This window comes from Polaribacter sp. KT 15, assembly GCF_900143115.1.
GTDB lineage: Bacteria > Bacteroidota > Bacteroidia > Flavobacteriales > Flavobacteriaceae > Polaribacter > Polaribacter marinaquae.
In genome coordinates this window covers 1,728,979-1,741,366 of sequence record NZ_LT670850.1, presented here as the reverse complement: position 1 = coordinate 1,741,366, position 12,388 = coordinate 1,728,979, and the positions used below count along the sequence as shown (strand labels likewise).

Here is a 12,388-nt window from a genome sequence, read left to right as displayed (position 1 = left end):
TTTTTTGATCAAATGGGATAAAAATCTAAAGTTCTAAACTAATTTTTTCTCTATTGAACTAAATTCAACATTTCACTTCTATACTTTGAAGCAGATTTCCCCGTAAATTCTTTAAACAATTTATTAAAGTGAGAAAAATTGTTAAAACCACACTCATAACAAATATCTGTAATACTCATATTACTTTCTGATAATAATTTTGTTGCATGCACAACCCTATATTCATTTACCAACTTGGTAAAAGTTTTAGAGGTTGTTTTTTTAAAGAATCTACAAAACGCCGGAACCGTCATACTTACTAAGCCCGCAATTTCATCTAAACTTATATGTTGATTAAAGTTCTCGTTAATATGTTTAAATATAATATCTATCTTACTACTGTCTTGCGGTTGAGTTTCAAAAGCAAAACCATCTGCATTTAAAATAGTATAATCATCTGTTAAAGCCAATTCTTTTAAAATATGCAAAAAAGAAATAATTCTACTTGCTCCTTCTAAATCTGCTAACTCTTCTATTTTAGCACCAATTCTCTTTTTAATTTCAATATTAAAACGGATTCCTTTTTTTGCACGCTCAAATAATTGATCAATGGCAATCATTTCTGGAATCTTAAAAAATTCTGCTCCTAAGAAATCTGGCTTAAACTGTATTAAGGTTTCAGAACCATTTGTAGTTAATCGATCTGTAAAACCTAAATGTGGCAAATTAGAACCAATAAGTACTAATTGACTATTATTAAAATAACTTATATGGTTACCAATATGTCTTTTACCTTTTCCTTTATTAACGTATACAATTTCTATTTCTGGATGAAAATGCCAAAATGCTTTATTCTCCTTTAAAAACTGTACGTGTTTTTTAACCAACAAAGAACTACCAAAACTTGGCGTAATTTTTTCTAAAGTAGGTTTTGTTTTCATTTAAATAATTTAAGCTACAAAATTACAACACTTAAATGTAATAAAATATATAAAATTAACTTTATTATGTGCTAAATTAACCTACAACGAAATAGTCGGTATTTGTGATGATAATTTAGCATATATATTAATCAATTTTGATGTTTTTGGGGTTGTAAAACCGCCATACATTTGTAGTGTTAATAATCATTAAATGAAAAACAATGAAAACAACAATTAAAAAGTACTTATTAGTAGTAGTTATGATGTTAGGAACATTAATGAACTACGCAAACGTAAATAGTAACTCTATAGACGTTGTAAAAGGAAAGAGAGTAAGATTAGAGTATAGAACTGTAAAAAAGGGACATACTTTATCTATAAAGAACGAAAACGGAACAGTAATTTATACTCAGGTAATTAAAAATACAGGTTCATTTTCTCAGATATTTGATTTATCTAAATTAGAAAAAGGAAATTACACTACAGAATTAGAAAAAGATTTCGAAATAATAGTAAAATACTTTACTGTAAACGAAGGTGAAATTTCTTTTAACGACGAAAAAACAATCTTTAAACCAGTAATTAGAGCAGAAGACGACACAGTTTATGTATCTAAAATTACATTCGAAAAAGAGCCAGTAAAAGTAGAGTTATACTACGAAAACGAAATTATTTTTTCTGAAACTGTTACAAATACAGAAGATGTATTAAGTAGAGTTTATAAAGTATCAAAAGAAATAAAAGGAGACTACAAAGTGGTTATAAAAAGTGATAATAGATCTTACGTACAAGATTTTAATCTATAAAAATTTAGTTAATTGTTTCATCAGATTACTGCTATAATTTGATGCAAAAAGCGAACCTTGATTGGTTCGCTTTTTTTATGCTATTTTTTTAAAATTATTTTCCCGGAAAATTCGCTTTTCTTTTTTCTAAAAATGCAGTAGTACCTTCTTTAAAATCTTCTGTGCCAAAACAGTTACCAAAAGCTTCTATTTCTGTATTAAAACCATTTACACCATCTTTATAATTAGCATTTACAGCACTTATTGCTGCACTTATTGCAACAGATGAATTTCTTAAAATTTTAGATGCCAATTTTTCTGCTAAAGGCATTAATTCTTCTTGCGTAGTTACATAATTAACCAAACCATTTTGCTTTGCTTCTTCTGCAGATATCATACCGGCAGTCATAATCATTTCCATAGCTTTACCTTTACCAACCAATTGCGGTAAACGTTGTGTACCACCATAACCTGGTATTACACCTAAAGAAACTTCTGGTAATCCCATTTTAGCATTATCAGAAGCAATTCTAAAATGACACGCCATTGCCAATTCTAAACCACCACCAAGCGCAAAACCATTTACTACAGCAATTACTGGCGTAGCTAAATTTTCTACAAAATCGAATAACATTTCTTGTCCTGCTTTTGCCAAACTACCACCTTCTTCAATAGAAAAGTCAGAAAATTCAGAAATATCTGCTCCGGCAACAAATGCTTTATCTCCGCTACCGGTTACTAAAATTGTTTTTACACTTGCATCGTTATCTAAACTTTTAAAAGCCAGATGTAACTCTTCTATAGTTGCTTTGTTTAAGGCATTTAATTTTTTGGGTCTGTTAATAATTACTTTGGCTAAAGCCGCTGATTTTTCAACTAATATATTATCAAAATTCATGTAATGTATATTTATTATTAAATTGTAATTCGTCTTTATTTTTTTGGCAAGGTTACGGTAAATACAGTTCCTTCACCTTCAGTAGAAGTAAAAGATATTTTACCATCGTATGCTTCTATAATATTTTTAATCATTGCTAAACCTAATCCCATTCCGCTAGATTTTGTGGTAAATTTTGGCTCGAAAATTAAATCTTTTACATCATTAGAAATTCCTTTTCCGTTATCAGAAACAACAATTTTTATTATATTCTGATGCTCTAAAACCTCGACTTGTATTAACGGATTTTCTTCATTCTCTGTAGCTTGTATGGCATTTTTAACCAAATTAGTTACAATTCTAATTAACTGGGTTTTATCTAAAAAAGCAAATAATTCTTTGTTTTCTGGAAGATATTTTATCGATTTTTCGTTAAATATATCTAAAGCCAATTTTACAACACTAATTACTTCTATTTCTTCTTTTTTCTGAGTTGGCATTTTTGCAAAGTCAGAAAATGCCGATGCAATAGAACTCATAACATCTATTTGCTGAATTAAAGTTTGACTATATTCTGCTAATTTTTCTTTAATATTTTCGTCTTCTGGATTAAATTTTCTCTCGAAACTTTGTACCGATAAACGCATTGGTGTTAACGGATTTTTTATTTCGTGAGCAACTTGTTTTGCCATTTCTCTCCAGGCTTGTTCTCTCTCGCTTCTTGCTAATTTTGCTGCACTTTCTTCTAATTGATCAATCATATTATTATACGCAGCAACCAAAACTTCAATTTCTGAACTTGCTTTGTTTAATATAATTTTCTCGTTTCTTTCATTCAAACGTGTTTGCTGCATTTTGTCTGAAATTGTTTTAATAGAGCGTGTTATATAACTAGATAAAAAATAAGCTAAAGATATTGCTACTAAAAACATTAGTGCGTATACCAAACTTAACCTGTAAATAAATTCTTTTAACTCGTGTTCTATTTCTGAATTGTCTTGAGTAAATTGTAATTCTAAAATACCAATTCTTTTAAATTTTGGATCTGTGATATAAGAATATGATGTTTGATATCCTGTACCATCAATTTGTTTGTTTTTAAAAATTCTATGATTCGAATTTTGAGCCAATTCGGTAACAATAAAATCTGTTAAAGGCGTATTATCTATCTTTTCGAAAGCGTTACCAAAAGAGGTTTTTAGCATCTTACCTTGTAAGTCATAAATAGTAATGTTTAATTTATTTATAGATGAAATTTCGTAAATTCTATTCTGAAAAATTTTTGGAAGATTTTCTGTTTTTACAGCATACGTAGTTTTATTTGTAAGCTCTAATTCTATAGTTTTTTTGGCAATGGCTTCTTTACGCTCAAACCTTTGTATATTATAGTCTTTTGTTTGCTCGTCGTATTGATAAACAGTAACTACCAGAATTAATACTGATGCCAACAGCACCAACAAAATCATCGATAAGAAAATACGTATTCTTAAAGATATGTTTTTAAATAAACTCAAATTATTCAGTTTTAATTTCTTTCGTTTTCATTGTTAAAAAATCATCTGCAACACCATCATTATCCCAATCATATTTACTTTCCCCCATAAATCCTTCTTCTGTTTTTGTGATTTTGTAACTTACCTTCATCTCTTTATTATTATAAAAAAAAGAAACCTGTAAAGAGTCTCCAACCACATTCCATGTACCATCGGTTTCTAATATTTTCTGATTAGAATTGGTTAAAAACCAAGCTGTAAAAGTACCATCTAAATTGTATTTAGATTGGGCTACTTGTATAGGATTATTATCAAATTTATCTTCAAAAACATTTAAAGAATCTGTATTTTCAAAAGTTGGCATTTCTATTTTTAAATAATTAGTTTCCCAACTTTTTGCCATATATTTTTCTAAGGATTCTTCTTGTTTACAGGCACCAAAAAGCATTCCAAAAATCAATATAAAGAAGAAATAATTTGTTTTCATTTGAAGTTTATTTTAGGTAGGACAAGATAGTTAAATAAAAAGCCATTACAAATACTGTAATGGCTTTATCAATTTCACATTAAAAATATGTTTTCTATTTATGTTTCAACTTCATAATTATTAAATACATAGAAGACACTGCTGTAATTGTATTGGCTAAAATCATGGGTAAACTATTTAAATAAATACCGTAAATAAGCCATAAAACAATACCTAAAAAAAACACAATAAACATTGTTAAAGACAACCCAGAAGTATCTTTGGTTTGCCATGTTTTATATACTTGCGGTAAAAAAGATATGGTAGTTAGTAGCGCTGCTAATAAACCAATAATTTCAAAAAAAGCGTTCATAATTATTCTTTAATCAGATTTCAAAAAAAGAAGGAATTCAATATTTAAAAATATCAAATTCCTTACTTATTAAAATTTTATATGGTTTTATTAACCTACAATATTTACAATTTTTCCTGGTACAATAATAACTTTTTTAGGTGTTCTACCATCTAATTGTGCTATTGTTTTTTCGTGCTCCATTACTGTTTTCTCGATTTCTTCTTTAGATAAATCTAAAGGAAGTTCTAATGTAAAACGCATTTTACCGTTAAAAGAAATAGGATATACTTTGGCACTTTCTACTAAATGTTTTGCATCAAAAACAGGAAAAGCTGCTGTAGATATAGATTCTTTATTTCCTAATCTACTATACAATTCTTCTGTAATATGTGGTGCATAAGGCGATAATAATACCAATAAAGGTTCTAAGATTTCACGCTTGTTACATTTTAAAGCAGTTAACTCATTTACAGCAATCATAAATGTAGAAACAGATGTGTTAAAAGAGAAATTCTCTATATCTTCTTCTACCTTTTTAATTGTTTTGTGTAATGTTTTTAATTCTTCTTTGGTTGCTTTATCATCAGAAACAGAAAATTCTTCTCCGTTAAAATAAAGTTTCCAAAGCTTCTTTAAAAATGAAGAAACACCAGAAATACCCGAAGTTTTCCATGGTTTTGCTTGCTCTAAAGGTCCTAAAAACATTTCGAACAAACGCAATGAATCTGCACCGTACTCTTTTACAATATCATCAGGATTAACAACATTGTACTTCGATTTAGACATTTTTTCTACTTCACGCCCAACTTTATAAACTCCTTCCTCTAAAATAAATGCGGCATCTTTATACTCTGCATTTAAAGGATGTTCTTTAAATCCTTCGATATCTAAATCATCCGAAGCATTTACCAAAGATACATCTGCGTGCAAAGGTGTTTTAACAATCATTACTAAATCTGCGTAATTAGGATTTAGTAAACCATTATCTAATAAATAATTTTTAACAACAGTTTCAAATTCGTCATCAGAACTAAATAAATTTTTAGAAACAAAAACGGCCGGTATTTTCTCGATAACATCGTCGTTAGATTTGTCTATTGCGCAACCGTTTTTAACAAACGGAGTCGCTTTGTAAACAAACGCAGAAGTTCCTAAAATCATACCTTGGTTTATAAGCTTTTTAGCAAACTCATCTACAGGCACAATTCCTTTATCAAACAAGAATTTTTGCCAAAAACGAGCATATAGTAAATGCCCTGTTGCGTGTTCGGAACCACCAATGTATAAATCTACTTCTTTCCAGTAATTTAAAGCTTCTTTGCTTGCAAATTCTTCTGTATTAGAAGCATCCATATAGCGATTAAAGTACCAAGAACTTCCTGCCCACCCAGGCATTGTATTTAACTCTAATGGATAAACTGTTTTATTCTTTAATTTATCATTAGAAACTACTTTTTTAGCACGAGAATCCCATGCCCATTCTGTTGCATTTCCTAATGGTGGTTTACCATCTTCTGTTGGTAAATATTTTTCTACTTCTGGCAACACAATTGGTAAATGTTTTTCATCTATCATTTGTGGCATTCCGTCTTTATAATAAACAGGAAAAGGTTCTCCCCAATAACGTTGTCTACTAAAAACAGCGTCTCTTAATCTGTAGTTTATTTTACCGTAACCAAAACCTCTTTTTTCCATTTCGTAAATGGCAAGTTTTAGTGCTTTTTTATATTTTAATCCTGATAAAAAGTCTGAATTCGCAATTACAGTCCCTTCTTTATCTGTGTGTGCTTCTTTAGAAATATCTACGCCTTCGAAGATATTAGGAATCGGAATACCAAAATGTTTTGCAAAATCATAATCACGTTGATCGCCGCAAGGAACCGCCATTACTGCACCTGTGCCATAACTTGCTAAAACATAATCTCCAATCCAGATTTGAACCTTTTCACCAGAAAAAGGATGTATAGCATATGCACCTGTAAATGCCCCAGAAATAGTTTTTACATCTGCCATTCTATCACGTTCAGATCGTTTAGCTGTTGCAGCAATATAAGCTTCTACTTTTGCTTTTTGAGCGTCTGTTGTAATTTTAGAAACTAATTCGTGCTCTGGTGCCAACGTCATAAAACTTACACCATAAATGGTATCTGGTCTTGTGGTAAAAACATCAATTTTATATTCGTTTTTCTTTTTAACAACTTCTTTTGCAGTTGTTTTTTCAATTTCTTTCGGAAACTGAATTGCTGTATTTATTTCTGATACAACTTTTACAACATTATCTAAAACCTCTTCATTTGTAAAACGTATTACATGAAAACCTTCGTTATTAAAATAAGTTGTTCTTTCTGCTTCATCTTCTTTACCAGAAAACTCTACTATTAAGTTTTTAGCAATACATACAAAATCTACCATAAAGGTACCAATTGTATACTTTTTTCTAAATTTTGATGCTCCTTTTTTGTTCTTTAACTCATTCCAAAGTGTAGTTTCTGCTTTAGTTAAATTTAATCGAACTTCTTTTAAATCTTCTAATTCTTTATAAGATAGTTTTACTTCTGATGATGTATTTACAGCAGTTTCTTCTACTTTAAAAGTTACCATAGCACCTTGCGAACGCCCAATCCAATTGGTTTGAGAATCTTTTAATGGTTGTGGCCAATCAATTTTTTCTAAACCGTCTAACAAACGTTGTGCATAAGCAGAAATTCGCATAGACCATTGCGTCATTTTTTTACGAATTACCGGATGACTTCCTCTTTCTGATACTCCGTTTACAATTTCATCATTTGCCAAAACGGTTCCTAATGCTGGACACCAATTTACTTCTGTATCAGATAAAAAAGTTAAACGATATTGTAATAAAATTTCTTCTTGTTCTTTCGCTGAATAAGCTTTCCATTCATCCGCAGAAAAAACAGCTATATCTTCATCTGAAACTGCATTTACATTTGCGTTTCCTTCTTTATTAAAGATTTTTTCTAAGCTAGAAATATCTTCTGCTTTGTCAGCATCTTTGTTATACCAAGAATTAAATAACTCAATAAAAATAGATTGCGTCCATTTATAGTATTCTGGACTAGAAGTTCTTACTTCTCTGCTCCAATCGAAAGAAAAACCAATCTTATCTAATTGTTTTCTATACGTTGCAATATTTGCTTCTGTAGTTTTTGCAGGATGTTGCCCTGTTTGTATTGCATATTGTTCTGCAGGCAAACCAAAAGAATCATACCCTTGCGGATGCAATACATTAAAACCTTTATGACGTTTGTAACGTGCATAAATATCACTTGCAATATAGCCTAAAGGATGCCCAACATGTAAACCTGCACCAGACGGATAAGGAAACATATCTAACACGTAATATTTTGGTTTTTCAGAATTATTTTCAGCTTTAAAAGTTTCGTTTTCTGCCCAAAACTTTTGCCAATTTTCTTCTATTTCTTGATGATTATATTGCATTTGATTCTTTTATTATAGGGTGCAAATTTACATTTAATCTTTAGAAGATTAAAGTAAAAAAGTACTTGCTTAAACAGTTAAGATATTTTAAAAATAAAAAAGCCTTCTAATAAAAATTAAAAGGCTTTTTTACAAGTTTTAAATTGTAATTATTTTTCAATAATTTCTGTTTTAATCGGCACAGATACTACTGTATTTGCCCAACCCATTTTTAAAGTCATATCATCTTCAAAAATCATAGAAAAAGCTTCTATATTTTCTTCAGATTTAGAAACAGTACCTTTTACTCTAATTACATCTTCTATTTCTTTGTAGGTATAATGCCCCCAAACGTTTCTAGCTTTATTTAAAATAACTGTCCAATCTCCTTCTGCAGAAGGAATTGTAAACAAAGAATACGTTCCTGCTTTTACTGCTTTACCACCAAAAAATACGTCTTTAAAAAATGTAATTTCTGCAGCTTCGTTTGCTCCGGTTCTCCAAACTTTACCTGCTGGTGCTAATTTTGCTAAATCTCTACCTTTTAACTGCGGACGACCATAAACAACTTTTACTACCTTATTTGATTCTCTCCAATTGTCAGGAAACGTAGAAGCATCCATAGGACTTACATCTAATTTTTTCCATTTTTGCGCAAAAGAATCTGTACCACTAAGTAATGTAATTGCAAATACTGCAATTGCTAAAATTGATTTTTTCATGTTTTTAAAATATGTTTTGTTAATGTATTTGTTTCAAGTCTTTCAAAAGTAGAAATCATTACAAGAAAAGACAATTAATATTCTGTTAAGTTTTAATGGCAATCGCAACCTGTATTACAATTTCCTTTTTTCTTTGCAGGAAAAACATACTTTTTACCTAAAAAGAAAACAGCTAAAACCACTAAAATATAAACGATTACCTCTTGCATTAGCTTAATAATTGATATACTATAAACGATGAAACATAAGCCAATAAAGCCATACCAAATAATTGTATTAGAGGCCACCTCCAGGTTTTGGTTTCTCTTTTTACAATTGCTAACGTTGCCATACACTGCATTGCAAACGCATAAAACACCATTAAAGACATACCAACCGGAAAATTGAAACGATTTTTACCAGTTTCTAAATTTACTTCAGAACGCATTTTTTCTTTAATTGTGGTTGTATCTTCATCATCAGACTCTACACTATAAATTGTTGCCAAAGTTCCTACAAAAACTTCTCTGGCTGCAAAAGATGTTATTAAAGCGATTCCTATCTTCCAATCATAACCCAAAGGTTTTATAACTGGTTCTATAGTTTTACCCATTATACCAATATATGAGTTTTCTAATTTAGAGGAAGCTATTTTTTGATTTAACTCGTCTTCATTTAAATTATTGTTTGCTACATTTTCTATAATGTTTTTCTCTGCATTTTTAAAAGATTCTGGTCCGTTAGAAGCCAAAAACCACAATATAATAGACAAGGCTAATATTATTTTACCTGCACCAAATACAAATGCTTTTGTTTTTTCTACTACTTCAAAAAAGATATTTTTAACAGAAGGAACCTTATAGTTTGGCATTTCTATTATAAAAAACGATTTTGATTTTACTTTTAAAGTTTTATGCAATATATAAGCTGCTAAAATTGCTGTTGCAAACCCTAAACCATACAAAGAAAGTAAAACTAAACCTTGTAAGTTTAAAAATCCGAAGATTCTTTTATTCGGTATTATTAACGCAATTAAAATTGCATAAACTGGTAAACGTGCAGAACAAGTTGTAAATGGTGTTACTAAAATTGTAATTAAACGCTCTTTCCAACTAGAAATAGTTCTTGTTGCCATTATGGCTGGTATTGCACAAGCGGTACCAGAAATTAACGGAATTACACTTTTACCATTCATACCAAAACGACGCATAATTTTATCCATTAGAAAAACAACACGACTCATATAACCTGTTTCTTCTAAAACAGCAATAAATAAAAATAGTATTGCAATTTGAGGTATAAATATGATAACTCCTCCAATTCCAGGAATTATACCTTCTACCAATAAATCTGTTAAAACACCTGGTGCTAATTTACTTTTTACAAAGTTTGATAAATCAGCAAATGTGGCATCAATAAAATCCATTGGTACCGTTGCCCAATCAAAAACAGATTGAAAAATTACCAAAAGGATTAAAAAGAAAATTACGTAACCAAAAATTTTATGTGTAAAAATTTTATCTAATTTACTTCTTATATCTGTAGCTTTACTTTTGTCTACTAAATACGTTTTCTTTAAAATTTTATTTATCTCTTGATAACGATAAATTGTTTCTTTATGCTGATATTTTTTTAACTTAGATACATCTTGCTTAAAGGCAAGTAACTTTTCTTTTTCTTCTTTACTTATGGTATCTGGGTAATTGTTCTGCGTTACCATTAACCATAGTTCATATAAAGAATAGTTAGGGCTAATTTCTTTTAGTTTAGAAAAATAATCTGGATCTATTTTAGAGTTAATTCCGCATAAAGGTGCTGCTTTTGCCGCAACATGGCAACGAATAATTGCAGCCTTAACATCTTCGATTCCTTGATTTTTTCTGGCACTAATTAAAACTACTTCGGTATTTAGCTCTTTTTCTAAGGCAGATAAATCTATAGAAATTCCTTTCTTAGTCATTTGATCTACCATATTAATAGCCAAAACTGTCGGAATTTCTAAATCTTTAATTTGAGAAAACAATAAAAGATTTCTTTTTAAGTTCTCTACATCTGCAACCACTAAAATTACGTCTGGTGATTCTTTTATATCTTTTTTAAGTAATGTTTTTAATACAATACTTTCATCTAAAGAAGTAGGATTTATACTATATGTTCCTGGTAAATCTGTAATTAAGGCATTTTGGGTTGCAGATAATTTACTTGTACCTTGCTTTTTATCTACTGTAACTCCTGGATAATTACCAACTTTTTGATTTAAACCTGTTAGTTGATTAAATAAAGAAGTTTTTCCGGTATTAGGATTTCCTATTAAAGCAACTTTTATATCGTTTTTAGGCATTATAAATTTGCTTTTAAGATTCTTATTTTTGAAGCTGTTTCTTTTCTAATGGCCAAGTGACTACCGTTTACACAGATATATAACGGGTCTTTTAAAGGCGCTATTTGCACCAATTCTACTTCGGCTCCTGGCAAACAACCCATTTCTAGTAATTTTAACGGAATAAAATCTAAAGATTCTTCAGATATATACCCCATTTCGCCAATATGTAAAGATGCAATTGTGCTCAATATTTTGTTTTTGGATTAGCAAAGATAATCATTTAGAATGATTCTAAACAAGTTATTCTGATGCATATTCATCCTTTAACAAAACAATATCGTTTTTTAACTTCTCCATATCTTCTTTTTCCGTACCATCATAATACCCACGAATACGTCTATCTTTATCAACTAACACAAATTGCTCTGTATGTATAAAATCATTTTCATCTCCGTTTCCTTCATCTAAAACAGCAAAATAACTTTTTCTAGCAAGCTCGTAAATATGCTGTTTAGATCCTGTGGTTACATTCCACTTACCATCTACAACTCCTTTTCTTTCTGCATATTCTTTTAACACAGAAACACTATCTATAACAGGTGTTACAGAGTGTGAAAGAAACATAATATCTTTATCATTTTTGTAAAAATCTTGCAACTCGCTCATATTATAAGCCATTGCAATGCAAATAGTTTGACAACGTGTAAAAAAGAAATCTGCTACGTAAATTTTATTTTTGTAAGTATTATTCGTAATTATTTCTCCGTTTTGATTTGTTAGTTCAAAATCTGCAATTGTATGATCTTTTGTAATATGTTTCATAGAAAAATCTACCAATCGCGGATTTACATCTGCAGGACTATAGACTTTTAGCTTAGTATCTACTTTTAACAAATGATAAAAAACAGGTATCGCAACCGCAGAAAAAACTGCTAAAAAAATAAGAGTCGGAATCGATTTTTTAAAGAATTTAATTTCCATAATACAACGTTTATATTGCAAAAATACGACTTAAAAACAGTCAAAAAAAGGAAACAAAATCAAAAGC

At 29.7% G+C, this 12,388-nt stretch carries 12 protein-coding genes; 1 reads left to right on the top strand and 11 read right to left on the bottom strand.

Annotated elements, in window-relative coordinates; translation table 11 throughout:
- Positions 1-50 precede the first annotated feature (50 nt).
- On the bottom strand, positions 51-920 hold the full coding sequence (locus B5464_RS07880) for an AraC family transcriptional regulator (protein WP_079737935.1): 870 nt from the start codon (positions 918-920) through the stop codon (positions 51-53).
- Positions 921-1,123: 203 nt separating this feature from the next.
- Here B5464_RS07880 and B5464_RS07875 point away from each other — a divergent pair, with 203 nt between their 5' ends.
- Positions 1,124-1,708, top strand: a complete 585-nt coding sequence (locus B5464_RS07875) for a DUF3244 domain-containing protein (protein WP_079737934.1) — start codon at positions 1,124-1,126, stop codon at positions 1,706-1,708.
- A 94-nt stretch (positions 1,709-1,802) separates the two neighbouring features.
- Here the strand turns inward: B5464_RS07875 and B5464_RS07870 are convergent, their stop codons facing one another.
- The 10 genes from B5464_RS07870 to B5464_RS07830 all read right to left on the bottom strand — a co-directional run bounded on the left by B5464_RS07870 (position 1,803) and on the right by B5464_RS07830 (position 12,321).
- On the bottom strand, positions 1,803-2,585 hold the full coding sequence (locus B5464_RS07870) for an enoyl-CoA hydratase/isomerase family protein (protein WP_079737933.1): 783 nt from the start codon (positions 2,583-2,585) through the stop codon (positions 1,803-1,805).
- 35 nt (positions 2,586-2,620) lie between these two features.
- Complete coding sequence (locus B5464_RS07865; protein WP_079737932.1) at positions 2,621-4,030, bottom strand: PAS domain-containing sensor histidine kinase; 1,410 nt, start codon at positions 4,028-4,030, stop codon at positions 2,621-2,623.
- A 49-nt stretch (positions 4,031-4,079) separates the two neighbouring features.
- Positions 4,080-4,544, bottom strand: a complete 465-nt coding sequence (locus B5464_RS07860; protein WP_079737931.1) for a hypothetical protein — start codon at positions 4,542-4,544, stop codon at positions 4,080-4,082.
- Between the two features lie 94 nt (positions 4,545-4,638).
- Positions 4,639-4,896, bottom strand: a complete 258-nt coding sequence (locus tag B5464_RS07855; RefSeq protein ID WP_077810834.1) for a SemiSWEET family sugar transporter — start codon at positions 4,894-4,896, stop codon at positions 4,639-4,641.
- A 90-nt stretch (positions 4,897-4,986) separates the two neighbouring features.
- On the bottom strand, positions 4,987-8,337 hold the full coding sequence (locus B5464_RS07850; protein WP_079737930.1) for a class I tRNA ligase family protein: 3,351 nt from the start codon (positions 8,335-8,337) through the stop codon (positions 4,987-4,989).
- Between the two features lie 149 nt (positions 8,338-8,486).
- Positions 8,487-9,038: a DUF2911 domain-containing protein gene (locus B5464_RS07845; RefSeq protein WP_079737929.1), complete on the bottom strand. Its 552-nt coding sequence runs from the start codon at positions 9,036-9,038 to the stop codon at positions 8,487-8,489.
- Positions 9,039-9,130: 92 nt separating this feature from the next.
- On the bottom strand, positions 9,131-9,247 hold the full coding sequence (locus tag B5464_RS14330; RefSeq protein WP_154066951.1) for a FeoB-associated Cys-rich membrane protein: 117 nt from the start codon (positions 9,245-9,247) through the stop codon (positions 9,131-9,133).
- A complete protein-coding gene (gene feoB, locus B5464_RS07840; protein ID WP_079737928.1) occupies positions 9,247-11,358 on the bottom strand; it encodes a ferrous iron transport protein B in 2,112 nt (703 codons plus the stop codon). The genes B5464_RS14330 and feoB overlap by 1 nt, the downstream gene beginning before the upstream one ends.
- Positions 11,358-11,588, bottom strand: coding sequence for a FeoA family protein (locus B5464_RS07835; RefSeq protein ID WP_077810830.1), 231 nt, complete (start codon positions 11,586-11,588; stop codon positions 11,358-11,360). Before B5464_RS07835 ends, feoB begins: the two co-directional genes overlap by 1 nt.
- 52 nt (positions 11,589-11,640) lie before the next feature.
- Positions 11,641-12,321, bottom strand: coding sequence for an SCO family protein (locus B5464_RS07830; RefSeq protein ID WP_079737927.1), 681 nt, complete (start codon positions 12,319-12,321; stop codon positions 11,641-11,643).
- Between the last annotated feature and the right edge of the window lie 67 nt (positions 12,322-12,388).

Coding starts and splice junctions, on each gene's coding strand:
- B5464_RS07880 (WP_079737935.1), bottom strand. CDS start 920: ATGAAAACAAAACCTACTTTAGAAAAAATTACGCCAAGTTTTGGTAGT.
- B5464_RS07875 (WP_079737934.1), top strand. CDS start 1,124: ATGAAAACAACAATTAAAAAGTACTTATTAGTAGTAGTTATGATGTTA.
- B5464_RS07870 (WP_079737933.1), bottom strand. CDS start 2,585: ATGAATTTTGATAATATATTAGTTGAAAAATCAGCGGCTTTAGCCAAA.
- B5464_RS07865 (WP_079737932.1), bottom strand. CDS start 4,030: ATGATTTTGTTGGTGCTGTTGGCATCAGTATTAATTCTGGTAGTTACT.
- B5464_RS07860 (WP_079737931.1), bottom strand. CDS start 4,544: ATGAAAACAAATTATTTCTTCTTTATATTGATTTTTGGAATGCTTTTT.
- B5464_RS07855 (WP_077810834.1), bottom strand. CDS start 4,896: ATGAACGCTTTTTTTGAAATTATTGGTTTATTAGCAGCGCTACTAACT.
- B5464_RS07850 (WP_079737930.1), bottom strand. CDS start 8,337: ATGCAATATAATCATCAAGAAATAGAAGAAAATTGGCAAAAGTTTTGG.
- B5464_RS07845 (WP_079737929.1), bottom strand. CDS start 9,038: ATGAAAAAATCAATTTTAGCAATTGCAGTATTTGCAATTACATTACTT.
- B5464_RS14330 (WP_154066951.1), bottom strand. CDS start 9,247: ATGCAAGAGGTAATCGTTTATATTTTAGTGGTTTTAGCTGTTTTCTTT.
- feoB (WP_079737928.1), bottom strand. CDS start 11,358: ATGCCTAAAAACGATATAAAAGTTGCTTTAATAGGAAATCCTAATACC.
- B5464_RS07830 (WP_079737927.1), bottom strand. CDS start 12,321: ATGGAAATTAAATTCTTTAAAAAATCGATTCCGACTCTTATTTTTTTA.